The sequence below is a fragment of the Mycobacterium sp. NPDC050041 genome, from assembly GCF_049541695.1.
In the GTDB taxonomy this organism is placed as follows: Bacteria; Actinomycetota; Actinomycetes; order Mycobacteriales; family Mycobacteriaceae; genus Mycobacterium.
The window spans coordinates 46,725-71,444 of the sequence record NZ_JBMVDG010000009.1; the positions used below are offsets into that span (position 1 = coordinate 46,725).

Consider the following 24,720-nt stretch of genomic DNA (forward strand, 5'->3'; position numbering starts at 1 on the left):
TCCGGACTGCCTGGAATAGTTGACGGCGGGCACCTGACCGGCCCGGCAGAATGCGTGTTGACGCAGTGAAAACGGCGTCGTGACCAGACAGCACATTGGGAGGATCTTGATGACGTCACCGAGTGGTCCGCCGCAGGGCGCCGGAGCGCACCCCGGCTCGGCCCCGGCGCAGGGTTACGCTCCCGCCCCGACCGGAACCCAGCCCCCCGCACCGCCCGGACACAACGGCGGCCTCCAGGGTGAAGTGCACACGCTGGAACGGGCCATCTTCGAGGTCAAGCGGATCATCGTCGGTCAGGACCGGCTCGTCGAGCGGATGCTCGCCGGTCTGCTCGCCAAGGGTCACGTGCTGCTCGAGGGTGTCCCCGGCGTCGCCAAGACCCTCGCGGTGGAGACTTTCGCCAAGGTCGTCGGCGGCACCTTCGCGCGCATCCAGTTCACCCCCGACCTGGTGCCCACCGACATCGTCGGCACGCGGATCTACCGCGTCGGCAAAGAGGAGTTCGACATCGAACTCGGCCCTGTGGTGGTCAACTTCCTGCTGGCCGACGAGATCAACCGCGCACCCGCCAAAGTGCAGTCCGCCCTGCTCGAGGTGATGGCCGAGCGCAAGATCTCCATGGGCGGCAGGACGTTCCCGCTGCCCAACCCGTTCCTGGTGATGGCCACGCAGAACCCCATCGAGCAGGAGGGCGTCTACGCACTGCCCGAGGCCCAGCGCGACCGGTTCCTGTTCAAGCTGAACATCGACTACCCCACGCCGGAGGAGGAGCGCGAGATCATCTACCGGATGGGCGTGAAGCCCCCGGAGCCCAAGCAGATCCTCAACCCCGGTGACCTCATCCGGCTGCAGGACGTCGCCGCCAACACCTTCGTCCACCACGCACTGGTCGACTACGTGGTGCGGATCGTCACCGCGACGCGTGAGCCGGAGAAGTTCGGCATGCCCGACGCCAAGGCCTGGATCGCCTACGGCGCCTCGCCCCGTGCGTCGCTCGGCATCATCGCCGCGTCCCGGGCGCTCGCGTTGATCCGCGGTCGCGACTACGTCGTCCCGCAGGACGTCGTCGAGGTCATCCCCGACGTGCTGCGGCACCGCCTCGTGCTGACCTACGACGCCCTCGCCGACGAGGTCTCCGCCGAGACGGTGATCAACCGCATCATGCAGACCGTGGCGCTGCCCCAGGTCAATGCCATTCCGCAGCAAGGCCATTCGGTGCCGACTGCGGTACCCGCCGCAGCGGCCAGCGGTCGGTGACCGGCGACGAAGGCCGTTCGGTCGACCCGCCGTCCCTGCAGCGGGGCCAGATCCGCGACCCCGCGCTGTCGGCGGCGCTGCGCAAGCTCGAACTGACCGTCCGGCGCAAGCTCGACGGGGTGCTGCACGGCGACCACCTCGGGTTGATCCCCGGACCCGGCTCGGAGCCGGGCGAATCGCGGATCTACCAGCCCGGCGACGACGTGCGGCGGATGGACTGGTCGGTGACCGCCCGCACCACCGCGCCGCATGTGCGGCAGATGATCGCCGACCGTGAGCTGGAGACCTGGCTGGTGGTGGACATGTCCGCCAGCCTCGACTTCGGCACGGCGCGGTGCGAGAAGCGCGATCTGGCCGTCGCCGCCGCGGCCGCCATCGCGTTCCTCAACAGCGGCGGTGGCAACCGGCTTGGCGCCGTCATCTCCAACGGCGACACCGTGCGCCGGGTGCCCGCACTCTCGGGCCGCATCCACGAGCAGGAACTGCTGCGGGCGATCGCTACCACCCCGCGGGCACCGGTCGGTGTGCGCGGCGACCTGGCCGCCTCGATCGACGCGCTCCGCCGGCCCGAACGGCGCCGGGGGATGGCCGTGATCATCAGTGACTTCCTCGGCCCGATCGACTGGATGCGGCCGCTGCGGGCGATCGCGGGCCGCCACGAGGTGCTCGGCATCGAGGTGCTCGACCCGCGCGACGTCGAACTGCCCGAGGTCGGCGACGTGATCCTGCAGGACACCGAGACCGGCGTCACCCGCGAGTTCACCATCGACCATCAGCTGCGCAGCGACTTCGAGCAGGCCGCGGCGGCGCACCGCGCCGAGGTGGCCCGCACACTGCGGCGCTGCAATGCACCGCTGCTCACCCTGCGCACCGACCGGGACTGGATCGCCGACGTGGTCCGCTTCGTCGCGAACCGGCGACGTGGCGCGCTGGCGGGCCGCTAACACGACGAAATGACAAGCCGTACATGACTTTGCCGCTTCTGGGTCCGATGACGCTCTCGGACTTCAAAACTCCGTGGTTCTTCACGTTCCTGCTGGTGGTGCTCGGGCTCGTCGCGCTCTACATCATCGTGCAGGCGGCGCGGCAGAAGCGGGTCCTGCGGTTCGCCAACATGGAGCTGCTGGAGAGCGTGGCGCCCACGCGGCCCAACCGGTTTCGGCACCTGCCCGCGATCCTGCTCATCCTGTCGCTGACGCTGCTCACCGTCGCGATGGCCGGGCCCACCCAGGACGTCCGGATCCCGCGCAACCGCGCGGTGGTGATGCTGGTGATCGATGTCTCGCAGTCGATGCGCGCCACCGACGTGGCGCCCAGCAGGCTGGCGGCCGCGCAGGAGGCGTCCAAGCAGTTCGCCGACGAGCTCACCCCCGGGATCAACCTCGGCCTCATCGCCTACGCGGGCACCGCGACGGTGCTGGTGTCGCCGACCACCAACCGCGACGCCACCAAGAACGCGATCGACAAGCTGCAGCTCGCCGACCGGACGGCGACCGGTGAGGGCATCTTCACCGCGCTGCAGGCAATCGCCACCGTCGGCGCCGTGATCGGCGGTGGTGACGAAGCGCCACCGGCCCGCATCGTGCTGTTCTCCGACGGTAAGGAGACCGTGCCGTCGAACCCCGACAACCCCAAGGGCGCCTTCACCGCCGCGCGCACCGCCAAGGACCAGGGCGTCCCGATCTCGACGATCTCCTTCGGCACCCCCTACGGCTACGTCGAGATCAACGAGCAGCGCCAACCGGTCCCGGTCGACGACGAGATGCTCGAGCGGATCGCCGACCTGTCCGGCGGGGAGGCCTACACCGCCTCGACGCTCGAACAGTTGCGCGAGGTCTACAGCAACCTGCAGCAGCAGATCGGCTACGAGACGATCAAGGGCGACGCCAGTGTCGGCTGGCTGCGCCTCGGCGCGCTGCTGCTGGCCGTGGCGGCACTGGCCGCGCTGCTGATCAACCGCCGACTGCCGAACTAGGCGCCGCGGTGCCTCCGCGTGATGCCTCCTGGCGATTTCTGGCTGGTGGCGGCGAGGCGTTAAGTTGGCCGTCATGACTGTGACCGACAATCCCGCGCAGGCCGGCGCCGAGACCGCCGGGGGCCGCCCGTCCTTCGTGTCGCGTTCGGTGCTGGTCACCGGCGGTAACCGGGGCATCGGACTGGCCATCGCGCAACGGCTGGCCGCCGACGGCCACAAGGTGGCGGTGACCCACCGCGGCTCCGGCGCCCCCGAGGGCCTGTTCGGCGTCGTCTGTGACGTCACCGACAACGAGGCCGTCGACCGCGCGTTCAAAGAGGTCGAGGAACACCAGGGCCCGGTCGAGGTGCTGGTGTCCAACGCCGGCATCTCCCAGGACGCCTTCCTGATGCGGATGACCGAGGAGCGCTTCGAGAACGTCATCAACGCGAACCTCACAGGCGCGTTCCGGGTCGCGCAGCGCGCCTCGCGCAGCATGCAGCGCAAACGGTTCGGCCGGATCATCTTCATCGGGTCGGTGTCGGGCATGTGGGGCATCGGCAATCAGGCCAACTACGCGGCGGCCAAGGCGGGCCTGATCGGGATGGCGCGCTCCATCTCGCGCGAGCTGTCCAAGGCCGGCGTCACCGCGAACGTGGTCGCGCCGGGCTACATCGACACCGAGATGACCCGGGCGCTGGACGAGCGGATCCAGGAGGGCGCACTGCAGTTCATCCCGGCCAAGCGGGTCGGCACCGCCGAGGACGTCGCCGGGGCGGTCAGCTTCCTGGCGTCTCAGGATGCGGGGTACATCGCCGGTGCGGTGATCCCGGTCGACGGCGGCATGGGCATGGGCCACTGAGCCACCGGCTCTCGCCGCCCACCACGAACCCTGAATAGGAGTCAGCACAATGACAGGTCTGCTCGAAGGCAAGCGCATCCTCGTGACGGGGATCATCACCGACTCGTCCATCGCGTTCCACATCGCCAAGGTGGCGCAGGAGGCGGGCGCGGAGGTCGTCTGCACCGGCTTCAACCGCCTGCGGCTGATCGAGCGCATCCTCGATCGGCTGCCGGCCAAGCCGCCGCTGCTCGAACTCGACGTGCAGGACGAGAAGCACCTCGAGACGCTCGCCGACAGGGTCACCGAGGTCATCGGCGCCGGCAACAAGCTCGACGGGGTGGTGCACTCGATCGGCTTCATGCCGCAGACCGGAATGGGCATCAACCCCTTCTTCGACGCGCCCTACGAGGATGTCGCCAAAGGCATCCACATCTCGGCCTACTCCTACGCCTCGCTCGCCAAAGCGGTGCTGCCGGTGATGAATTCCGGCGGCGGGATCGTTGGCATGGACTTCGACCCCACCCGCGCGATGCCCGCCTACAACTGGATGACGGTCGCCAAGAGCGCCCTGGAATCGGTGAACCGGTTCGTCGCGCGTGAGGCAGGCCCCTTCGGGGTCCGGTCGAATCTCGTTGCCGCCGGTCCGATCCGGACGCTTGCCATGAGCGCCATCGTCGGCGGCGCCCTCGGTGACGAAGCCGGCGCCCAGATGCAGCTGCTCGAGGAGGGCTGGGATCAGCGGGCGCCGCTCGGCTGGAACATGAAAGATCCGACGCCCGTGGCGAAGACGGTCTGCGCACTGCTGTCGGACTGGCTGCCCGCCACCACCGGCACCATCGTCTACGCCGACGGTGGCGCCAGCACCCAGCTGCTGTAGCCCGGGTGGCACAGCGCGTGGACTTCGACGCCGTTCTGCTGTTGTCCTTCGGCGGTCCCGAAGGGCCGGAGCAGGTCCGGCCGTTCCTCGAGAACGTCACCCGGGGCCGTGGCATCCCGCCGGAGCGCCTCGACGCGGTCGCCGAGCACTACCAGCACTTCGGCGGCGTGTCGCCGATCAACGGCATCAACCGCAGGCTGATCGAGGTGTTGCGCACCGAGCTGGCCGAGCGCGGCAATCCGCTGCCGGTCTACTTCGGGAACCGTAACTGGGAGCCCTACGTCGAGGACACCGTGACGGCCATGCGGGACAACGGAGTCCGCCGGGCCGCGGTGTTCACCACCTCCGCGTGGGGCGGGTACTCCAGCTGCACCCAGTACATCGAGGACGTCGCCCGCGGCCGGGCGGCCGCCGGAGCGCAGGCACCCGAGCTGGTCAAGCTGCGCCACTACTTCGACCACCCGCTGTTCGTGGAGATGTTCGCCGACGCGATCGACGGCGCCGCCGCCTCGCTGCCCGCCGAACTGCGTGACGGCGCCCGGCTGGTGTTCACCGCACATTCGATCCCGGTCGCCGCCGACGACCGGCACGGCCCGAACCTGTACAGCAGGCAGGTGGCGTACGCGGCACGGCTGGTGGCCGCGGCCGCGGGCCGCGACGGCGCGGACTACGACCTGGTCTGGCAGTCGCGCTCCGGCCCGCCGCAGATCCCGTGGCTGGAGCCCGATGTCGGCGACCACCTGACGACGCTGGCCGCGGCGGGCACCAGGGCGGTGATCGTCTGCCCGATCGGCTTCGTCGCCGACCACATCGAGGTGGTGTGGGATCTCGACAACGAGCTACGCGAACAGGCCGACGAGGCAGGCATCGTGCTGGCACGCACGACGACGCCCAACGCCGACCGCCGATTCGCCCGGCTGGCCGCCGATCTCATCGACGAACTGCGCACCGGCGCCGATCCCGCCCGGCAGCCCGGACCGGACCCGGCGCCGGGCTGTGGTCACAGCGTCAACGGTGAGGTGTGCGCGGTGTCGCCGCGGTGTCAGGCGACGATCATCCCCACGCCGAGTAGAGGATCGCGCTGAGCGCGGCGACGCGGGCCCGCCGGACCACCTGACCCAGCGGCCGCAGCGCGTCGCTGGCGATCTGCACCTCCGAGGACGTCTGCAACCCGATGGGCATCAGACCGGAGCTGACGGTGATGATCGCGTCGACGTGCGCGGCGTTCTCCAGCACCCGAAGTGCGCGCGGGGGAGCGTGGTCGGGCGCCCGGTGCACCCGTGAGGACTCCAGCACCTCCTCGACCAGTCCGCGCGGGTCGTCGACGTCGGCTCCTGCCGCGCCCGCACGCAGCGCGCCGAGCGCGTCGGCCGCCGAACGCACCGCCGAACGCAACGCGTATTCGGCTTCGCCGAGTTCGACGTATTCGGTACCGGGCGCGCCGGGCACCGAGTACACCGTCCACGCCAGCGCGGTCGGCTCGGGGTCGAAGTCCGAATCGTCGAAGCCCTCGTCGTATTCGAACTCCGGCACCAGCCCCACCACCGCGGTGGGATCGCCGGAATCGGTGACCAGCACCGCCTCACCGGAGGTGACGGCGTCGCGCTGGAACTGCGTGCCGGCGGGCAGCCCGCGCACGTCGCCGGGCACCGGCAGCGCGATGCCGAGGGCCGGGCCGGTGCGCGCCGGGCCTGCGGCGGTGCGCAGCGTCTGCAGCAGTGACACGGCGCCGGAATCGTTGAGGTCCGGCCACGGCAGGCCGGTCGCACCCGCCGCGACCGAGTCGTAGGCGGTCACGGAATGCCTTGGCGCCCATAGCGATAGCGAGTCAAGGACATCGTCGGGCGCGGCGGCACCTGAGAGCCAGGCGTTGGCCCACGCCGCGAGCGTTGCACTGGGACACCACATGATGCTCGCAGTGTAATTGTTCAACGCTGTGTGGGTCGGTTACGCGATAGGGTGACCGCGTGCCCCTTCCGTTGATCTGGGTGATCCTGGCACTCGTGCTGGCCGGGGCCGAGGCGCTGACCGGCGACCTGTTCCTGCTGATGCTCGCGGGCGGGGCACTCGCCGCCGCCGGCTCGAGCTGGCTGCTCGACTGGCCCATCTGGGCCGACGGTGCGGTGTTCCTGGTGGTTTCGGTGCTGCTGCTCGCGTCGGTCCGGCCGGCGCTGCGCCGCCGGTTGACGGCGGGCAAGGGGTTGCCCGAACCCGCGAAGGCGCTCGAGGGCAAGCGCGCGCTGGTGCTCGACCGGGTGGCGCGCCATGAGGGCCAGGTGAAACTCGAGGGCGAAGTCTGGACGGCCCGCCCGTTGAACGACGACGATGTGTACGAGCCGGGCGACAACGTCACCGTCATGCACATCGACGGCGCCACCGCCGTCGTCTGGAAGAACCCCTGAGCAGGAGGGACCCGTCATGGATGGTGCCGTAGCCGGCCTCGTCTTTCTGATCGTGCTGGTCGTGTTCGCGGCGATCGTCGTCGCCAAGTCGGTGGCGCTGATACCCCAGGCCGAGGCGGCGGTGATCGAACGGCTCGGTCGCTACAGCAAGACCGTCTCCGGTCAGCTCACGCTGCTCATCCCGTTCATCGACAAGATCCGCGCCCGGGTGGACCTGCGCGAGCGCGTCGTGTCCTTCCCGCCGCAGCCGGTGATCACCGAGGACAACCTGACGGTCAACATCGACACCGTCGTGTACTTCCAGGTGACCAATCCACAGGCCGCGGTGTACCAGATCAGCAACTACATCGTCGGCGTCGAGCAGCTGACCACCACGACGCTGCGCAACGTGGTCGGCGGCATGACGCTCGAGCAGACGCTCACCTCACGCGACAAGATCAACGGACAGCTGCGCGGAGTGCTGGACGAGGCGACCGGCCGCTGGGGCCTGCGCGTCGCCCGGGTCGAGCTGCGATCCATCGACCCGCCGCCGTCCATCCAGGACTCGATGGAGAAGCAGATGCGCGCCGACCGCGAGAAGCGCGCGATGATTCTGACCGCCGAGGGCAGCCGCGCGGCGGCGATCATGCAGGCCGAGGGCCAGAAGCAGGCGCAGATCCTCGCCGCCGAGGGAGCCAAGCAGGCCGCCGTGCTCGCGGCCGAGGCCGACCGGCAGTCGCGGATGCTGCGCGCCCAGGGCGAACGGGCGGCCCAGTACCTGGTCGCCCAGGGCCAGGCGAAGGCGATCGAGAAGACGTTCGCCGCCATCAAGGCCGGCAGGCCCACCCCGGAGATGCTGGCCTACCAGTACCTGCAGACGCTGCCGCAGATGGCCAAGGGCGAGGCGAACAAGGTGTGGCTGGTGCCCAGCGATTTCGGCACGGCGCTGCAGGGCTTCACCAAGATGCTCGGCGCGCCCGGAGAGGACGGCGTCTTCCGCTATCAGCCGTCGCCGGTGGAGGAGAACCTGCCCAAGCCCGAGGACGACACCGACGAGGTCGCGGAGTGGTTCACCACCCAGACCGACCCCGAGATCGTGCGGGCCGTGGCGAAGGCCGAGGCCGAGGCCCGCACGCCGGTGCAGTCCGCTATTCCGTCGGCGCCGCCGGAGCCAGAGCCGATGCAGTACCCGCCGCTGTCCCAGCAGCAGCAGGACTCGCTGCCGCCGACGTTCGGCCGGCACGCCGGTAGCCCGGAGTGATCGCCGACACGCTGACCGCGCCGCGTACCTACGTGGCCCTCGCCGCCTTCCAGGCAGGCGACGCGGTGGCGTGTGGCATCCCGGTGCCGCCGATCGCGAAGGCGCTCGACAGCTACGGGGTGCCGGACCGGATCCGGTGGGTGTTGCCGACGGCCAAGGCCGCATCGGTGGTGGGGTTGCTCTCCGCGCCCCGCTACCCGTGGCTGGCCCGGCTGACCAGCGCGATGCTGGCGGTGTACTTCGTCCTCGCGGTCGGAGCGCACCTGCGGATCAAGGACAAGGCGGTCAACACGCTGCCCGCAGCGGCGTTCCTGGTGCTGCACACCGTGATGGCCGTGCGCGGTCCGCGACGGGTCGACGACCGCCGCTGAAAAATCAGCGCGGGACAGAGGTGGCCGCGACGTCCGCCTCGATCTCGACCTCGGCCACGTCGCCGGCCGAGGGCGTGCGGCGGTGCTGGCGCACCTCGTAGAACAGCCCGACCATCCCGACGCCTGCCGTCACCGCCGAGATGACCACGAGAAGGGGATCGACCCGGCCGGTGAGCGCGTCGCCGAGGATCACCACCGCGGCGGTCCCGGGCAGCAGTCCGACCAGCGTCGCCCACGTGTAGGGCCACACCCGGACCGTGGACGCGCCCGCGGCGTAGTTGAGCACCGAGAACGGCACCGCCGGGATCATCCGCATCGACATCACCACCGGCCAGCCGCGCAGCCGCAGCCGGGCGTCCAGCGCGCCGATGCGCGGATGCGGGAACAGCCGGTTGAGCTGCAGGCCCGCCGCGCGCACCAGCAGCAGCGCGATCAATGCGCTGGCGGTGCTGGCCACGACGGCCAGCGTGATGCCCAGCGCCGGACCGAAGAGCAGGCCCGCGGCGAGGGTGAACGCCGTGCGGGGGAACGGCAGCACCGTGAGCACGATGTGGGCGGTCAGGAAGGCGAGCGGGAACCACGGTCCGACGGAGGTGGCCCAGTCCCTCAACTGCAGCGCGGTCGGCAACGGGACGACCAGCGCCGCTGCGACGAGAATCACACTCCCCAGCACGACCGCCAGGAAGCGGCGCGGTGGTACCTGTGCGGCGGTAGCGATCAGCGCCGCGCGCAGCCGGCGCACGGTGCTGACGACGGTGTTCACGGTTTTCCAGCCTACGGGCACGTACCGACGGCCGGCGCTCGGCGCGCCTGTCGAACCGACCGACCGGGGCGCATCACCGTGACGGCGATCATTTAGCCTGATGGACGGGTGGAAGCTCACACGCTGCGACAACAGGAGATGCCGGTGTCCGTGCAGGGGTCGAGTGCGGTCGAAGCCGACCGCGAGCAGTGGCGCACCGCGGTCGCCGGGGTGCTGGCCAAGAGCACCCGCCGCGATCCCGCCGACCTGCCCGCCGAACCGGAACGGCTGCTCGAGTCGCCCACCTATGAGGACTTCGTCATCCGCGCGCTCTACACCGGCGCCGATGCCCTGCCCGAGCATCCGCTGCCCGGGCGGTGGCCGTTCGTCCGTGGCGCCGATGCGCGGCGCGACGTCAAGGCGGGCTGGCGGGTCGCCGAGACGTTCCCCGCCGCGCCCGCCGCGGTCGGCGAGGTCAACGGGTCCGTGCTGGTGGCCCTCACCGAAGGGGTCAGCGCGCTGGCACTGCGGATCGGCGGCCCCGACGGCGTCGCCGCGGACGAGCTGGACCGGCTGCTCGACGGCGTCTTCCTCGACCTGGTGCCGGTGATCCTCGACGCCGGTGCGGACTTCGCCGCGGCCGCCGCGGCCACGGTGCCGCTGCTCGCCGACCTCGACGCGGACCAGCGGGGCCGGTTGTCGATCGACCTGGGCGCGGACCCGCTGACCGCGGCACTGAGCCGGCGGCCGTCGCCCGAGGTGGCCGACGTGCTCACCACGGCGGCGAGTCTGACGGAGTTCGACGGCGGCGTGCGCGCTATCACCGTCGACGGCCCCGCCCTGCACAGCCTGGGCGCCAACGTGTCGTGGGAGCTCGCCGGTGCGGTGGCCGCCGGTGTCGACTATCTGCGGCTGCTCGGCGACGCGGGTCTCGCGGTTCCGGACGCCGTGGCGCAGATCAGCTTCCGCTACGCCGCCGACGACGACCAGTTCATGACGATCGCCAAGCTGCGCGCCGCGCGCCGGCTCTGGGCCCGCGTCGCGGAGGTGGTGGGCGCGCCGGACGCCGGTGACGCGACCGTGCACGTGGTCACCTCGCTGCCGATGATGACCCGCCGGGACCCGTGGGTGAACATGTTGCGCACCACGCTGGCGGCCTTCGCGGCCGGGGTGGGGGGCGCGGACACGGTGCTCGTGCAGCCCTTCGACGTCGCGATCCCGGAAGGATTCCCCGGCACGTCGCGCAGTTTCGCCCGCCGGATCGCCCGCAACACCCAGCTGCTGCTGCTCGAGGAGTCGCATCTGGGCCGCGTGCTCGACCCCGCGGGTGGATCGTGGTTCGTCGAGGATCTGACCGATCAGCTGGCCGAACAGGCGTGGCGGCATTTCCAAAAGATCGAATCCCACGGCGGCTTCGCCGCCGCGCGCGACGTCGTCACCGCCGGGATCAGTGCGGTCGCGGCCCGCCGCGAGGACGACATCGCGCACCGGCGCACCGCGGTCACCGGCGTCAACGAGTATCCGAACCTCGCGGAACCACCGCTGTCGCAAGGGAATTCGCTCGCCGCCGTGGCCCCCTACGCCGCGGGCTTCGAGAAGCTGCGCGACCGGTCCGACGCGTTCCTCGACCGCACCGGTGCGCGCCCGAAAGTGCTGCTGCTGCCGATCGGGCCGCTGGCCGAACACAACATCCGCGCCACGTTCGCGGTGAATCTGCTGGCCTCCGGCGGCGTCGAGGCCGTCAACCCGGGCCCGCTGGACGCCGCCGGGGTGGCCCAGGCCGTCGCCGATGCGGGTGCGCCGGACGTCGCGGTGATCTGCGGCACCGACAGCCGGTACGCCGCGGAGGCGGCAGGCGTGGTGAGCGCCGCCCGCGACGCCGGGATCTCCCGGGTGTACCTGGCCGGACCGGAGAAGGCCGTCGCGGAGGCGGACCCGAAACCCGACGACTTCCTCACCGCGAAAATCGATGCGGTCGGCGCACTGTCGGACCTGCTCGGCAGATTGGGGGCCTGAAGATGACCGCGACCACGAACGTCGGCAAGGGTATCGGCAGCTTCGAGGATGTGCCGCTGCGCGGTGAGCGCAGCGGCGAGGAGCCCACCGCCGCGGCGGTCGAGGAGCACGTCGTCGCGGCCGCCGCCGCGCACGGCTACACCCCGGAGCAACTGGACTGGCTGACCCCCGAGGGCATCGAGGTCAAGCCGGTCTACATCGCCGCCGACCGCGACGAGGCCGTCGCCGCGGGCTATCCGCTCGACTCGTTCCCCGGCGCTGCGCCGTTCGTCCGCGGCCCGTATCCGACGATGTACGTCAACCAGCCGTGGACCATCCGTCAGTACGCCGGCTTCTCCACCGCCGCGGAGTCCAATGCGTTCTACCGGCGCAACCTGGCCGCCGGCCAGAAGGGCCTGTCGGTGGCCTTCGACCTGGCCACCCACCGCGGTTACGACTCCGACCACCCACGCGTGCAGGGCGACGTCGGAATGGCCGGTGTCGCCATCGATTCCATCCTCGACATGCGCCAGCTGTTCGACGGCATCGACCTGTCGCAGGTCTCGGTGTCGATGACGATGAACGGCGCGGTGCTGCCGATCCTGGCGCTGTACGTCGCCGCCGCGGAGGAGCAGGGGGTGCCGCCGGAGAAGCTGGCGGGCACCATCCAGAACGACATCCTCAAAGAGTTCATGGTCCGCAACACCTACATCTATCCGCCCAAGGCGTCGATGCGGATCATCTCCGACATCTTCGGCTACACCAGCACCAAGATGCCGAAGTACAACTCGATCTCGATCTCCGGCTATCACATCCAGGAGGCCGGGGCCACAGCCGATCTCGAGCTCGCCTACACGCTCGCCGACGGGGTGGAGTACATCAAGGCCGGGCTTGACGCCGGGCTGTCGATCGACAAGTTCGCGCCCCGGCTGTCCTTCTTCTGGGGCATCGGCATGAACTTCTTCATGGAGGTCGCCAAGCTGCGGGCCGGCCGGCTGCTGTGGAGCGAGCTGGTCTCGCAGTTCGAGCCGCGCAACGAGAAGTCGCTGTCGCTGCGCACCCATTCGCAGACCTCCGGCTGGTCGCTGACCGCACAGGACGCGTTCAACAACGTCGCCCGCACCTGCATCGAGGCGATGGCCGCGACGCAGGGCCACACCCAGTCGCTGCACACCAACGCGCTCGACGAGGCGCTCGCGCTGCCCACCGACTTCTCCGCGCGGATCGCCCGCAACACCCAGCTGGTGCTGCAGCAGGAGTCCGGAACCACCCGCCCGATCGACCCGTGGGGCGGCTCGTACTACGTCGAGTGGCTGACCCATCAGCTCGCCGAGAAGGCCCGCGCGCACATTCGTGAGGTGGCCGAGCACGGCGGCATGGCCCAGGCCATCGACGACGGCATCCCGAAACTGCGCATCGAGGAGGCCGCCGCCCGCACCCAGGCCCGCATCGACTCGGGGGCGCAGCCGGTGATCGGCGTGAACAAGTACCAGGTCGAAGAGGACCACGAGATCGAGGTGCTCAAGGTCGAGAACAGCCGGGTGCGCGCCGAGCAGCTGGCCAAACTCGAGCAGCTGCGGGCCGACCGGGATCCGGCGGCGGTCGAGGCGGCGCTCGCCGACCTGACCCGGGCCGCCGGCGAGCACGGTCCAGGCGGGGAGGACGGCCTTGGCAACAACCTGCTGGCGCTGGCGATCAACGCCGCGCGTGCCAAGGCCACCGTCGGCGAGATCTCCGACGCATTGGAAAAGGTGTACGGCCGCCACCAGGCCGAGATCCGGACGATCTCCGGGGTCTACCGTGACGAGGTCTCGGGAGGAGGCGGAAACATCAGCCCCTATTCCTCTGCCACCGAGTTGGTGGAGAAATTCGCCGACGCCGACGGCCGCCGGCCGCGCATCCTGGTCGCCAAGATGGGCCAGGACGGCCACGACCGCGGGCAGAAGGTGATCGCGACCGCCTTCGCCGACATCGGATTCGACGTCGACGTCGGCTCGCTGTTCTCCACACCCGACGAGGTGGCGCGCCAGGCCGCCGACAACGACGTGCACGTCGTCGGGGTGTCCTCGCTGGCCGCGGGGCACCTGACCCTGGTGCCCGCGCTGCGCGACGCGCTGGCCGAGGTGGGCCGCCCGGACATCATGATCGTGGTGGGCGGCGTCATCCCGCCCGGTGACTTCGACGAGCTGTACGCGGCGGGCGCGACCGCGATCTTCCCGCCCGGCACCGTCATCGCCGACGCGGCCATCGGCCTGCTGCAGAAGCTGGCCGAGCGGCTGGGTTACGAACTCGGCTAGGGCCGGACACCATCGGCTCGATGAGCACCAGCCCGCAGGATCTCGCGCATGCCGTCCGCAGCGGTGACCGGTCAGCGCTCGCGCGGGCCATCACCCTGGTCGAGTCGACGCGCCCCGACCACCGCGCGCGGGCGCAGGAACTGCTGCTGGAGCTGATGCCGGAGGCCGGCAACGCCCTGCATGTGGGGATCACCGGCGTTCCGGGGGTGGGGAAGTCGACCACCATAGAGGCGCTCGGCATGCACCTCATCGAGCAGGGACACCGCGTCGCGGTGCTGGCCGTCGATCCCTCGTCCACCCGTACCGGCGGCTCGATCCTCGGCGACAAGACGCGGATGGCGAAGCTGGCCGTGCACCCCGAGGCCTATATCCGGCCATCGCCCACGTCGGGCACGCTCGGCGGGGTCGCGAAAGCGACGCGCGAGACGATGGTGCTGCTCGAGGCGGCCGGATTCGACGTCATCCTGGTGGAGACCGTCGGGGTGGGCCAGTCGGAGGTGACGGTCGCCAACATGGTGGACACGTCCGTGTTCCTCACCCTGGCCCGCACCGGCGATCAGCTCCAGGGCATCAAGAAGGGGGTGCTCGAACTCGCCGACGTCGTGGTGGTCAACAAGGCCGACGGTGAGCACGCCGTCGAGGCCAAGGCCGCCGCGCGCGAGCTCGCCGGTGCGATCCGGCTGATCTATCCCCGCGAAACACTCTGGCGCCCCCCGGTTCTCACGACGAGCGCACTGACCGGCGCCGGCCTGACCGAGCTGTGGGACACGGTGCTCGAGCACCGTCGGGTGCTCACCGAGGCCGGCGAGTTCGAGGCGAGGCGCCGCACCCAGCAGGTCGAGTGGACCTGGGCGATGGTGCGCGACACCGTGCTCGACCGCGTGCTGTCCCACCCGGACGTGAAGGCGGGCCGCCGGGAACTCGAACGCCGGGTACGCGACGGTGAGCTCACCCCGGCGCTGGCGGCGCAGCAGATCCTCGACGCCGCAGGCTGGGGAGGGCAGGAATCCTCCGGCGGTTAACGACTCGGTAACGCCTGGTTTATTTGCCGGGGTTGCGAGTAAATTCACATCTGTGACGGACGTACCGAAACGGGACCGCAACGCAGCGCTCCCGCACGGCGTACAGGGTGCGGCGGACCGGAATTTCGCCTGCACCCTGCGCGGTTTCTCCCAGCTGTTCCCGGGACGGCGGTTCGGCGGTGGGGCGCTGTCCATCTACCTGCACGGCGAGCCGGTCGTCGACGTGTGGACCGGGTACTCCGACCGCCGCGGCACCCAGTACTGGACGGCCGACACCGGCGCGATGGTGTTCTCCGCGACCAAGGGCATGGCGTCGACGGTGATCCACCGGCTCGCGGACCGCGGCCTGATCGACTACGACATGCCCGTCGCCGAGTACTGGCCCGACTTCGGCGCCAACGGCAAGGCTCACATCACCGTGCGCGACGTGATGCGCCACCGGGCCGGACTGTCACAGCTCAACGGCGTCGGCAGGGTCGATCTGCTCGACCATCTGACGATGGAGCAGCGGATGGCCGATGCTCCGGTCAACCGGTTGCTGTACGGGCACTCCGCGTATCACGCCCTGACCTACGGGTGGCTGATGTCGGGCCTGGCCCGCGCGGTCACCGGACAGGGCATGCGTGACCTCATCCGCACGGAGCTGGCGCAACCGCTCGGCACCGAGGGGCTGCACCTGGGCCGCCCGCCCGCCGAGTCGCCCACCCGGGTGGCGCAGATCCTGGTGCCGCAGAACCGGATCGCCAACCCGGTGTTCAACTTCGTCGCCCCCAAGGTGGCCAGGCTGCAGTTCTCCGGTGGATTCGGGTCGATGTACTTTCCGGGCATGAAGGCCGTGGTGCAGGGGGACATCCCGTTCCTCGATGCGGAGATCCCGGCCGCCAACGGCGTCGCCACCGCCCGCGGTCTGGCCAGGATGTACGGCGCCATCGCCAACGGCGGGTCGATCGACGGCGCCCGGTTCCTGTCCACCGAGACCACGGCGGCGCTGACCGGCGAGCCCGACCTGCGTCCGGACCGCAACATCATGGTGCCGCTGGCGTTCCACCTGGGCTATCACTCGCTGCCGTTCGGGGTGATGCGCGGCTTCGGCCACGTCGGCCTCGGTGGATCGCTCGGATGGGCCGATCCCGAGAGCGGTCTGGCGATCGGATACGTGCACAACCGCCTGTTGACGCCGATGCTGCTGGACATGGGGTCGTTCGCCGGCCTCAACGTGCTGATCCGCCGTGACGCGGCGCGCGCACGCCGGCGCGGCTACCAGACGGTGCCGGATTTCGGTTCGTCGTTCGCCGTGGCCGAGACGGCCACCGGCTAGATCTCGAGCGCCCCGCCGGTCATCGGTCGGCGCGGGCGAACCACTTGGTTCTGATGCGCCAGGAGTGTGCCGAGGCCAACGCGAAGCCGGCGCCGCACACGCAGGCGAAGATCCACACGAGCGTGCCGCCCTCGACCGCCTGCAGGCTGGGCACGAAAGCGGTGGTGATGCGGACGACGCACGCGATGATGCCGCTGGCCGAGGCCGCGAGGTACACGTTGGCGATCCGGCGCGACCGCGGATCCTTGCGGAGGATCAGCAGCGCCCGGGATCCGTAACCCAGCAGGTAGATCAAGGTGCCGCAGAGCAGCAGCCAGTACACGCTGAGCCAGAGGTCGGTGGGGACGTCGAAGAAGTCGGGCCGGTAGATGGCGGCGCCGTTGCCGATGGAGAACGTGGCCAGCAGCAGGGGGATGCAGAGCGTGGCGGGCCGCTCCACGTACTGCTTGAACGACACCTGCATCGCGTGATCGTCGGCGAGGCGGCCCAGCGCGTTGTAGACGATCGCCGAGGCGGCCACGATGTAGCAGTCGTGACCGATGTAGTCCTCGAGGTTCCACTTACCGGTCAGTGCATAGAGCCAGTGCCCGACGGTCTCGGAGGCGAACGGCGACATCAGGAACACCGCCATGCCCTGGAGCGCGATGTTGAGGGTGGCCGCAACCTCCCACCGGCAGCCCCACGTCACACGGCGGATCCACAGGCTCCACGCGATACACAGGAGTGTGATCGCGATCAGCGTTGCGAGGGCCATGAAACCGCTTTCCGGGCTGGGGATCGTCCAGCAAATTGTACGGCTTAGAGCGGCGGTGCGTCCGGACGCGGCGCCATTTCCGACAATTTGGCCGGCCGGGCCTCGGTCCTGGTCGCCTCGGTTACCGCCGTCGCCACCGAGAACGGAGCGGACTCGATGTAGCTCCACACCTCTTGGCGGCTCATCAGCCCGAACCGAATCTGCAGGTCGGGGTAGCTGAGTGCGAACCTGTCGGAGACTCTGCGCAGCTCCTCGGCGTCGGGGTAGTCCTGCTCCTTGATGCGCCGGTAGTACGTGCTGCTCGAGATGCCGAGCGCGTCGTAGATGTCCTTGGCCTCGACGTCGCCGTCGAGCAGGTAGTCGAGCAACGCCTTCAGCTGTCTGCCGTTCTCGTCTGTCCGGGGCACCCACCCACCTTAGCGGCAGTTCCCGACATTGGGCAGTGGCAACCAGAGACAGAAAGGTATTGCCTTTATTGACAGTGCCGTCACAGTTTTGGCACGGGTCTCCCATATCTGGGACACGGGGCGTAGCGTGGTCCACATGGTCGCCCCATATCTCGCCCATTCCGGCAACTACGCGACGGATTCGGTGGATCCCGCCCACATCCGGCTACGGATCGCGGACCGCGATGCGCCAGGCAGCCCGATCGCCAACACCCGGCTGGCGATGCCGCTGACCGACATGCTGACCATGGAACTGGACGGTGCGGCCGGCAGCCTCGGCCTCGCGGCCGACGAGATCCTGCTCGCCGCGCTGGGCCGGACCATCGCCCGCACCATCGGTCACGGCGTGCTCGCCGTCGACGTCGCTCGCAACGGCCGGGCCGTCCTGCACCCGGTGGAGCTGACCTGTGCCACCGAGCGCCAGGTGAGCGCCGACGACGCCGTCGGTGCGGTGCACCGCACCCTCGCGACGATGCCGCACCGCACCTTCAGGCACGGCATCCTGCACTACTTCGGGTCGGCGCATCCCGCGTCCGAGGTCTTCTTCAACGATCTCGGTGAGCGCTCGCAGGCGCCGTCGGGTCAGCCGGTCATGGGGCACGCTCTGGAGCTGCGGCTGTACCGCACGGCCGAGGGGGTCCAGCTGGAGTGGTGGTACGACAGCAGCCGGTTCGACCGGGTGACGGTGCTCGAACTCACCGAGCAGTTCCCGTTCGCGCTCATCGAGCTGACCTCGGAAGCCACCGCCGCGGCCTGACGCTAGAATCTCCTTCATCGGCACGGATCCGGACATCACCGGGGAGCCTCCGGAAGAACGGTCCCGGCACGCGCGCGGGGCCAAGTAGAACCGGACGGGTTGGCCCGTCACAGCCAGCGAAGAGCGGCGCACCGCGAGGCGCGCAAGCGGGGTGGTACCGCGGCGCTCGCGCACCAGCGCGACGTCGTCCCCGTGCCTGAACGTGGCACAGGAGACTACGCAGTGACCGCCTATCCCAAGCCGGCCGGTGGCGCGCCGAACTTCCCGGCGCTCGAAGCCGACGTCCTGGACTACTGGGACCGCGACGACACGTTCCGGGCCAGCATCGCCCGGCGCGACGGCGCCCCGGAATACGTCTTCTACGACGGCCCGCCGTTCGCCAACGGACTCCCGCACTACGGCCACCTGCTGACCGGATACGTCAAGGACATCGTGCCGCGGTACCGGACGATGCAGGGCTACCAGGTCGAGCGCCGGTTCGGCTGGGACACCCACGGTCTGCCCGCCGAGCTCGAGGTGCAGCGCCAGCTCGGCATCACCGACAAGGCGCAGATCGAGGCGATGGGCATCGAGAAGTTCAACGACGCCTGCCGGGCGTCGGTGCTCAAGTACACCGACGAGTGGCGCAACTACGTCACCCGCCAGGCCCGCTGGGTCGACTTCGACAACGACTACAAGACCCTCGACATCGGCTTCATGGAGTCGGTGATCTGGGCGTTCAAACAACTGTGGGACAAGGGCCTCGCCTACGAGGGCAACCGCGTCCTGCCGTACTGCTGGAACGACGAGACCCCGCTGTCCAGCCACGAGCTGCGGATGGACGACGACGTCTACCAGAGCAGGCAGGACCCGGCGCTGACGGTCGGATTCCGGCTGACCGGAGGCGAATTCGCCGACGCCCACCTGCTGGTCTGGACGACGACGCCGTGGACGTTGCCGTCCAACCAGGCCGTCGCGGTGAACCCCGACGTCACCTACGCGCACATCCGGGACGCGGACGGCCGGCGTTTCGTGCTGGCCGAGGCCCGGCTGGGCGCCTACACCCGCGAGTTCGGTGACGAGCCCGAGATCCTCGGAACCTGCACCGGGCGAGACCTTCTCGGCACCGGCTACCTGCCGCCGTTCCCGTACTTCGCCGACGCCGCGGGCTCCTTCGTGGTGCTGCCGGGCGACTTCGTCAGCACCGACGACGGCACCGGCGTCGTCCACATGGCCCCGGCCTACGGCGAGGACGACATGGCGACCTGCCAGGCGGCCGGCATTGTCGCCGTCACCCCGGTCGACGCGAAGGGCCGCTTCGACGCCACCGTGCCCGACTACGCCGGACAGCACGTCTTCGACGCCAACCCGCAGATCATCCGGGACCTCAAGAACGGCAGCGGCTCCGCCGGCGTCAACGGCGCCGTGCTGCTGCGGCACGAGACCTACGACCACTCGTATCCACACTGCTGGCGGTGCCGCAACCCGCTGATCTACCGCGCCGTGTCGTCGTGGTTCATCAAGGTCAGCGCGTTCCGGGACCGGATGGTGGAACTCAACCAGGAGATCACCTGGTACCCCGAGCACGTCCGCGACGGCCAGTTCGGCAAGTGGCTGCAGGGCGCGCGGGACTGGTCGATCTCGCGGAACCGCTACTGGGGCACCCCGATCCCGGTGTGGACGTCGGACGACCCGGCGTACCCGCGGGTCGACGTCTACGGCAGCCTCGACGAGCTCGAACGCGACTTCGGGGTGCGGCCGGACAACCTGCACCGGCCCTACATCGACGAGTTGACCCGGCCGAATCCCGACGACCCGACCGGGCGCTCGACGATGCGGCGCATCGAGGACGTGCTCGACGTGTGGTTCGACTCGGGGTCGATGCCGTATGCGCAGGTGCACTACCCGTTCGAGAACCAGAAGTGGTTCGACGGCGTCAGCGGGGCCGACGGACACGGCGGCGCCGACGCGCACTTCCCGGGCGACTTCATCGTCGAGTACATCGGCCAGACCCGCGGGTGGTTCTACACCCTGCACGTGCTGGCCACCGCGCTGTTCGACCGGCCGGCGTTCAAGACCTGCGTGGCCCACGGCATCGTGCTCGGCAACGACGGGCAGAAGATGAGCAAGTCGCTGCGCAACTATCCCGACGTCACCGAGGTGTTCGACCGCGACGGCTCCGACGCGATGCGGTGGTTCCTGATGGCGTCACCGATCCTGCGGGGCGGCAACCTGATCGTCACCGAACAGGGCATCCGCGAAGGGGTCCGTCAGGTGCTGCTGCCGCTGTGGAACGCGTACACGTTCCTGGCGCTCTACGCGCCGCAGCGGGGCAGCTGGCGCACCGACTCGCCGCATGTGCTGGACCGCTACATCCTGGCCAAGCTGGCGCAGCTGCGCGACGACCTCACCGAATCGCTTGACACCTGCGACATCTCGGGTGCGTGCGACCAGCTGCGGCAGTTCACGGAGGCGCTGACCAACTGGTACGTGCGGCGCTCGCGGTCGCGGTTCTGGGAGGAGGACGCGGACGCGATCGACACCCTGCACACCGTGCTGGAGGTCACCGGCAGGCTGGCCGCGCCGCTGCTGCCCCTGATCACCGAGGTGATCTGGCGGGGGGTGACCGACGGGCGGTCGGTGCACCTCGCCGACTGGCCGTCGGCCGACGACCTGCCGCGCGACCCCGACCTGGTGGCCGCCATGGACCAGGTCCGTGAGGTGTGCTCGACCGCGTCGGCGCTGCGCAAGGCCAACAAGCTGCGGGTGCGGCTCCCCTTGCCGAAACTCACTGTGGCCGTTGATGATCCGGCGGCGTTGGCGCCGTTCACCGATCTGATCGCCGACGAGCTGAACGTCAAGGCCGTGCAGTTGAGCGACGACATCGCCGCGTACGGGCGGTTCGAGCTGACCGTCAACGCGCGCGTCGCCGGCCCCCGCATCGGCAAGGAGGTGCAGGCCGCGATCAAGGCGGTGAAGGCCGGTCAGGGCGTGGTGAATCCGGACGGCACACTGACGGCGGGACCTGCGGTGCTGCAGCCCGGTGAGTTCAGCTCCCGGCTGGTGGCCGCCGACGCGGAGTGGACCGCGGCGCTCGCCGACGGCTCCGGGCTGGTGGTGCTCGACGGCACCGTCACCCCGGAACTGGAGGCCGAGGGATGGGCGAAGGACCGCATCCGCGAACTCCAGGAGCTGCGCAAGTCGACCGGACTCGACGTGTCCGACCGGGTCTCGGTGGTGATGTCGGTGCCCGCCGGGCAGGCCGAGTGGGCGCACACGCACCGCGAGCTGATCGCGCGCGAGATCCTGGCCACCAGCTTCGACTTCGGCGACGTGCTGGACGGCGCCGAGATCGGCGACGGTGTGCGGGTCGCGCTCACCAAGGCGTGATCCGCGGCGCTCAGCCGCGGACGACGCGGGCGGACTCGGTGCCGATCGACACGGTGTCCCCGGGGTGCAGCTGTCGGCCGCGACGCACCTCGACCTCGCCGTTGACGCTCACCAGCCCGTCGGCGATCGCCGCCTTCGCATCCGAACCGGAGTCCAGCAGCGAGGCCAGTTTCAGGAACTGGCCGAGCCGGATCGACTCGTCGACGATGGGCACCTCGTGCATGCACGTCAGGCTAGCGCCCTAGCATCGGCGGGTGTGGGCGCGCGGTGGGTCCTGCACCTGGACATGGACGCGTTCTTCGCATCGGTCGAGCAGCTGACCCGGCCGACGCTGAAGGGCCGGCCGGTGCTGGTCGGCGGGCTCGGCGGGCGCGGCGTGGTGGCCGGCGCCAGCTACGAGGCCCGGGTGCACGGCGCGCGTTCGGCCATGCCGATGCACCAGGCCCGCCGGCTCGTCGGTGCACCCGCAGTCGTCCTGCCGCCGCGCGGGGTGGTCTACGGCGTCGCCAGCCGCCGGGTGTTCGACGTCGTCCGCGCGGTGGTGCCCGTGCTCGAACAGCTCTCCTTCGACGAGGCCTTCGCCGAGCCCGCCGAGCTCGTCGGCGCCGCCACCGCCGACGTGAGCGCCTACTGCGAGGCACTGCGGGCGCGGGTGCGCGACGAGACCGGTCTGGTCGCCTCGGTGGGGGCGGGGTCGGGCAAGCAGGTCGCCAAGATCGCCTCCGAGCTGGCCAAGCCCGACGGGGTGCGGGTGGTCGGCCCGGACGAGGAGCGTTCGCTTCTCGACGGTCTGCCGGTGCGGCGGCTGTGGGGCATCGGACCGGTGGCCGACGAGCGGCTGCACCGCCTGGGCATCGGGACCATCGGCCAGCTCGCGGCGCTGTCGGACGCCGAGGTGGCCAACGTGCTCGGCGGCACCGTCGGCCCGGCGCTGCACCGGCTGGCCCAGGGCATCGACGACCGGCCGGTCGCCGAGCGCGCCGAGGCCAAGCAGATCAGCGCCGAATCGACCTTCCCGGCCGACCTCATCACCCTGGACCAGCTGCGGGAAGCGGCCGGACCGATCGGCGAACACGCCCACCGGCGGCTGGAGAAGGACGGCAGGGGAGCGCGCACGGTCACCGTGAAGCTGAAGAAGTCGGACATGAGCACGCTGACCCGCTCGGCCACCCTGCCCTATGCCACGGCCGACGCCGCGACACTGATCGCCATGGCCCGCCGGTTGCTGCTCGACCCGATGGAGATCGGGCCGATACGCCTTGTCGGCGTGGCGTTCTCGGGTCTGACAGAGGTGCGCCAGGAGTCGCTGTTCCCCGATCTCGACCTCGTCGCCGACGACGGCGGCGCACCGGTGGCAGCGGTACCGGTGCCGCCGTCGGTGAGCGACGCCGCGTCGACCGCGCCGGCCTGGCGGATCGGGGACGACGTGGCACACCCCGAACACGGGCACGGCTGGATCCAGGGCGCCGGGCACGGCGTCATGACGGTGCGCTTCGAGACCCGCAGCACCGGGCCCGGCATCGCCCGCACGTTCCCCGACCCGGCGCCGGACGTGGTGCGCGCCAATCCGGTGGACAGCCTCGACTGGCCGGACTACATCGACGGGTTGGCGGCCTACCAGAACTCGCTGTAGACGGCCGACAGGATGAATCCGTGCTGCCCGTAGGTCGTGCACGTGACCGTGCCCGGGTGGCCGACCGCGCAGCCGGCGCCCCAGTTCTCCAGCCGGTGGCCCTCCGGGAGTACGTCGACGTCGCGGGTGAACGTCGCGGCGTCCGAGTGGCGGTACTCGGCCGGGCCCCAGCTGTTGACCACGGTCTGGTTCATCCCCTCGGGGGCGTCGACGGGCACCGCGCCGCACCCGACCGGGCCGCCGTTCGGGCCGATTCCGCAGGACCGGCCGTCTGGTGTCCTGAAGAACACCCAGTAGAAGTCGGTGGGCGAGGTGTAACGGCCCTGGGCCAGGGGATAGGTGGCCGTCTCAGCGACGCCGGGCGGCGGCTGGGCGTGCGACATTGGCGCCGGCGCCGCGGCCAGCACGACCAGTCCCGATGCCGCCCCGATGCCACGCCAATTCATGGCACCAGCGTGTCATCCCCAGCGGTCGAGGACGTCGGCAACCGGTGAACCGGAGGCCAGCGCGGCCATCACCAGCACCCGCGCCTGCGACGGGCGCACCCGCGCCACCGGCACGGCGCCCGCGTCGACCAGCGCACGGCCGGGCCCGTAGCCGGGGCTGACCCGCCCGCCCGGCACCCGGGTCGACACCGCCACGGTCAGCCCGGCCGCGCAGAGCCGCCGCACCTCGTCGACCACCGCCCGGCCTGCGTTCCCCGCGCCGAGCGCCTCGAGCACGATCGCCTGCGCACCCGCGTGTGCGCACGCCGCCATCGCCACTCCGTCGCTGCCGGGATACACCGCGACGATGTCGACCCGTGGGGCGCCGGCGCCCGTCACCGCACCCAGATACGGCCTGGTTTTCTCCGCGGTGCGGACGAACTCGCCGCCGTCGACCGCGCCCACCGCCCGCCCGGCGAACCCCCGCAGGTCGCCGGTCGCCACCTTCTGCAGGCCGAGCGGCTGCCACACCGTGCCCGCGAAGCTCAGCACCACCCCGAGGTCGCGGGCATCCGGGTGGGCCGCCACGGCCAGCGCATCGCGGAGGTTGGCCGGGCCGTCGGCGTCGGGCGCGTCGGCACTGCGCTGCGCACCGGTCAGCACCACGGGAACCGTTCCGTCGTAGGTGATCTCGAGCCACAGCGCCGTCTCCTCCATGGTGTCGGTGCCGTGGGTGACGACGACCCCGGCGGCGCCGGCGCCGACGGCGTCGCCGACCGCCGACCGGATGGTGTCCCAGTCCGCCGGGGTCAGCTCGGAGCTGTCCAGCGAGAGCGCGTCGACCCAGCGCACGCCGGGGCCATCTGCGGTGCCGAGGCCGCCCAGCAGGTCGGCGCCGCTGCGGGTCGGTCGGCGGACACCGGCGTCGTCGACGCTGGTCGCGATGGTTCCACCGGTGGTGATCACGACGAGGCTCACGTGCGGAATTCTTCCCCATCCGCCGGTTTGGGATGATG

At 70.4% G+C, this 24,720-nt stretch carries 23 protein-coding genes; 16 read left to right on the top strand and 7 right to left on the bottom strand.

The features are described from left to right. Positions 1-109: 109 nt before the first annotated feature. The 6 genes from ACPCHZ_RS23480 (at position 110) to ACPCHZ_RS23505 (ending at position 6,018) form a co-directional block, all read left to right on the top strand. On the top strand, positions 110-1,258 hold the full coding sequence (locus ACPCHZ_RS23480) for an AAA family ATPase (protein ID WP_423486950.1): 1,149 nt from the start codon (positions 110-112) through the stop codon (positions 1,256-1,258). Further along, positions 1,255-2,202 carry a DUF58 domain-containing protein gene (locus tag ACPCHZ_RS23485; RefSeq protein ID WP_364979884.1) on the top strand — a complete coding sequence of 316 codons (948 nt, stop codon included), beginning with the start codon at positions 1,255-1,257 and terminating at the stop codon, positions 2,200-2,202. The genes ACPCHZ_RS23480 and ACPCHZ_RS23485 overlap by 4 nt, the downstream gene beginning before the upstream one ends. A gap of 23 nt (positions 2,203-2,225) precedes the next feature. Beyond that, a complete protein-coding gene (locus ACPCHZ_RS23490) occupies positions 2,226-3,233 on the top strand; it encodes a VWA domain-containing protein (protein WP_423486951.1) in 1,008 nt (335 codons plus the stop codon). A 73-nt stretch (positions 3,234-3,306) separates the two neighbouring features. Then, entirely contained in the window at positions 3,307-4,074 is a 768-nt protein-coding gene (gene fabG1 / locus ACPCHZ_RS23495) for a 3-oxoacyl-ACP reductase FabG1 (RefSeq protein WP_423486952.1), read from the top strand. Positions 4,075-4,123: 49 nt separating this feature from the next. After that, the gene (inhA, locus tag ACPCHZ_RS23500) at positions 4,124-4,933 is read left to right on the top strand and encodes an NADH-dependent enoyl-ACP reductase InhA (RefSeq protein ID WP_423486953.1); all 810 of its coding nucleotides are present in this window, start codon (positions 4,124-4,126) and stop codon (positions 4,931-4,933) included. A gap of 17 nt (positions 4,934-4,950) precedes the next feature. After that, complete coding sequence (locus tag ACPCHZ_RS23505; protein WP_423487104.1) at positions 4,951-6,018, top strand: ferrochelatase; 1,068 nt, start codon at positions 4,951-4,953, stop codon at positions 6,016-6,018. On the opposite strand, the gene ACPCHZ_RS23510 is transcribed toward ACPCHZ_RS23505, so the two are convergent. After that, positions 5,987-6,841, bottom strand: a complete 855-nt coding sequence (locus ACPCHZ_RS23510) for a hypothetical protein (RefSeq protein ID WP_423486954.1) — start codon at positions 6,839-6,841, stop codon at positions 5,987-5,989. The genes ACPCHZ_RS23505 and ACPCHZ_RS23510 overlap by 32 nt on opposite strands. Before the next feature lie 59 nt (positions 6,842-6,900). Between ACPCHZ_RS23510 and ACPCHZ_RS23515 the strand changes: the two genes are divergently transcribed. The 3 genes from ACPCHZ_RS23515 to ACPCHZ_RS23525 are packed head-to-tail and all read left to right on the top strand — an operon-like array spanning position 6,901 to position 8,946. Then, the gene (locus ACPCHZ_RS23515; RefSeq protein ID WP_423486955.1) at positions 6,901-7,335 is read left to right on the top strand and encodes an NfeD family protein; all 435 of its coding nucleotides are present in this window, start codon (positions 6,901-6,903) and stop codon (positions 7,333-7,335) included. 16 nt (positions 7,336-7,351) lie between these two features. Then, positions 7,352-8,575, top strand: a complete 1,224-nt coding sequence (locus tag ACPCHZ_RS23520; protein ID WP_423486956.1) for an SPFH domain-containing protein — start codon at positions 7,352-7,354, stop codon at positions 8,573-8,575. Positions 8,576-8,586: 11 nt separating this feature from the next. Continuing rightward, the gene (locus ACPCHZ_RS23525; protein WP_423487105.1) at positions 8,587-8,946 is read left to right on the top strand and encodes a DoxX family protein; all 360 of its coding nucleotides are present in this window, start codon (positions 8,587-8,589) and stop codon (positions 8,944-8,946) included. 4 nt (positions 8,947-8,950) lie between these two features. Here ACPCHZ_RS23525 and ACPCHZ_RS23530 read toward each other — a convergent pair whose 3' ends face one another. Then, entirely contained in the window at positions 8,951-9,709 is a 759-nt protein-coding gene (locus ACPCHZ_RS23530) for a TVP38/TMEM64 family protein (protein ID WP_423486957.1), read from the bottom strand. A gap of 138 nt (positions 9,710-9,847) precedes the next feature. Between ACPCHZ_RS23530 and mutA the strand changes: the two genes are divergently transcribed. Genes mutA through ACPCHZ_RS23550 form a run of 4 tightly spaced genes read left to right on the top strand, consistent with a single transcriptional unit; the run spans position 9,848 to position 16,320 of the window. Then, on the top strand, positions 9,848-11,704 hold the full coding sequence (gene mutA / locus ACPCHZ_RS23535; protein WP_423487106.1) for a methylmalonyl-CoA mutase small subunit: 1,857 nt from the start codon (positions 9,848-9,850) through the stop codon (positions 11,702-11,704). A gap of 2 nt (positions 11,705-11,706) precedes the next feature. After that, positions 11,707-13,980, top strand: coding sequence for a methylmalonyl-CoA mutase (gene scpA, locus ACPCHZ_RS23540; RefSeq protein ID WP_423486958.1), 2,274 nt, complete (start codon positions 11,707-11,709; stop codon positions 13,978-13,980). Positions 13,981-14,000: 20 nt separating this feature from the next. Then, positions 14,001-15,002: a methylmalonyl Co-A mutase-associated GTPase MeaB gene (gene meaB, locus ACPCHZ_RS23545; RefSeq protein WP_423486959.1), complete on the top strand. Its 1,002-nt coding sequence runs from the start codon at positions 14,001-14,003 to the stop codon at positions 15,000-15,002. 52 nt (positions 15,003-15,054) lie between these two features. Continuing rightward, positions 15,055-16,320 (top strand): serine hydrolase domain-containing protein, encoded by a 1,266-nt coding sequence (locus ACPCHZ_RS23550; RefSeq protein ID WP_423486960.1) that lies wholly within the window; start codon positions 15,055-15,057, stop codon positions 16,318-16,320. Between the two features lie 19 nt (positions 16,321-16,339). Here ACPCHZ_RS23550 and ACPCHZ_RS23555 read toward each other — a convergent pair whose 3' ends face one another. Both ACPCHZ_RS23555 and ACPCHZ_RS23560 read right to left on the bottom strand, forming a co-directional pair. Further along, entirely contained in the window at positions 16,340-17,074 is a 735-nt protein-coding gene (locus ACPCHZ_RS23555; protein WP_423486961.1) for a hypothetical protein, read from the bottom strand. 44 nt (positions 17,075-17,118) lie between these two features. Next, positions 17,119-17,481 carry an XRE family transcriptional regulator gene (locus tag ACPCHZ_RS23560; RefSeq protein WP_364979919.1) on the bottom strand — a complete coding sequence of 121 codons (363 nt, stop codon included), beginning with the start codon at positions 17,479-17,481 and terminating at the stop codon, positions 17,119-17,121. A 136-nt stretch (positions 17,482-17,617) separates the two neighbouring features. On the opposite strand from ACPCHZ_RS23560, the gene ACPCHZ_RS23565 reads away from it, so the two are divergent. Next, positions 17,618-18,277, top strand: coding sequence for a hypothetical protein (locus ACPCHZ_RS23565; protein WP_423486962.1), 660 nt, complete (start codon positions 17,618-17,620; stop codon positions 18,275-18,277). A gap of 222 nt (positions 18,278-18,499) precedes the next feature. Then, positions 18,500-21,646, top strand: a complete 3,147-nt coding sequence (gene ileS / locus ACPCHZ_RS23570; protein WP_423486963.1) for an isoleucine--tRNA ligase — start codon at positions 18,500-18,502, stop codon at positions 21,644-21,646. 10 nt (positions 21,647-21,656) lie between these two features. Here ileS and ACPCHZ_RS23575 read toward each other — a convergent pair whose 3' ends face one another. Next, entirely contained in the window at positions 21,657-21,869 is a 213-nt protein-coding gene (locus tag ACPCHZ_RS23575; RefSeq protein ID WP_364979928.1) for an RNA-binding S4 domain-containing protein, read from the bottom strand. 63 nt (positions 21,870-21,932) lie between these two features. Here ACPCHZ_RS23575 and ACPCHZ_RS23580 point away from each other — a divergent pair, with 63 nt between their 5' ends. After that, positions 21,933-23,279 carry a DNA polymerase IV gene (locus ACPCHZ_RS23580; protein WP_423487107.1) on the top strand — a complete coding sequence of 449 codons (1,347 nt, stop codon included), beginning with the start codon at positions 21,933-21,935 and terminating at the stop codon, positions 23,277-23,279. Here the strand turns inward: ACPCHZ_RS23580 and ACPCHZ_RS23585 are convergent. Both ACPCHZ_RS23585 and ACPCHZ_RS23590 read right to left on the bottom strand, forming a co-directional pair. Further along, positions 23,261-23,725, bottom strand: coding sequence for a hypothetical protein (locus tag ACPCHZ_RS23585; protein WP_423486964.1), 465 nt, complete (start codon positions 23,723-23,725; stop codon positions 23,261-23,263). The genes ACPCHZ_RS23580 and ACPCHZ_RS23585 overlap by 19 nt on opposite strands. Positions 23,726-23,737: 12 nt before the next feature. Beyond that, a complete protein-coding gene (locus ACPCHZ_RS23590; protein WP_423486965.1) occupies positions 23,738-24,682 on the bottom strand; it encodes an asparaginase in 945 nt (314 codons plus the stop codon). Positions 24,683-24,720: the final 38 nt, after the last annotated feature.

Coding starts and splice junctions, on each gene's coding strand:
- ACPCHZ_RS23580 (WP_423487107.1), top strand. CDS start 21,933: ATGGACGCGTTCTTCGCATCGGTCGAGCAGCTGACCCGGCCGACGCTG.
- ACPCHZ_RS23565 (WP_423486962.1), top strand. CDS start 17,618: ATGGTCGCCCCATATCTCGCCCATTCCGGCAACTACGCGACGGATTCG.
- ACPCHZ_RS23490 (WP_423486951.1), top strand. CDS start 2,226: ATGACTTTGCCGCTTCTGGGTCCGATGACGCTCTCGGACTTCAAAACT.
- ACPCHZ_RS23520 (WP_423486956.1), top strand. CDS start 7,352: ATGGATGGTGCCGTAGCCGGCCTCGTCTTTCTGATCGTGCTGGTCGTG.
- ACPCHZ_RS23575 (WP_364979928.1), bottom strand. CDS start 21,869: ATGCACGAGGTGCCCATCGTCGACGAGTCGATCCGGCTCGGCCAGTTC.
- ACPCHZ_RS23510 (WP_423486954.1), bottom strand. CDS start 6,841: ATGTGGTGTCCCAGTGCAACGCTCGCGGCGTGGGCCAACGCCTGGCTC.
- fabG1 (WP_423486952.1), top strand. CDS start 3,307: ATGACTGTGACCGACAATCCCGCGCAGGCCGGCGCCGAGACCGCCGGG.
- scpA (WP_423486958.1), top strand. CDS start 11,707: ATGACCGCGACCACGAACGTCGGCAAGGGTATCGGCAGCTTCGAGGAT.
- inhA (WP_423486953.1), top strand. CDS start 4,124: ATGACAGGTCTGCTCGAAGGCAAGCGCATCCTCGTGACGGGGATCATC.
- meaB (WP_423486959.1), top strand. CDS start 14,001: ATGAGCACCAGCCCGCAGGATCTCGCGCATGCCGTCCGCAGCGGTGAC.
- ACPCHZ_RS23480 (WP_423486950.1), top strand. CDS start 110: ATGACGTCACCGAGTGGTCCGCCGCAGGGCGCCGGAGCGCACCCCGGC.
- ACPCHZ_RS23585 (WP_423486964.1), bottom strand. CDS start 23,725: ATGAATTGGCGTGGCATCGGGGCGGCATCGGGACTGGTCGTGCTGGCC.
- ACPCHZ_RS23555 (WP_423486961.1), bottom strand. CDS start 17,074: ATGGCCCTCGCAACGCTGATCGCGATCACACTCCTGTGTATCGCGTGG.
- mutA (WP_423487106.1), top strand. CDS start 9,848: ATGCCGGTGTCCGTGCAGGGGTCGAGTGCGGTCGAAGCCGACCGCGAG.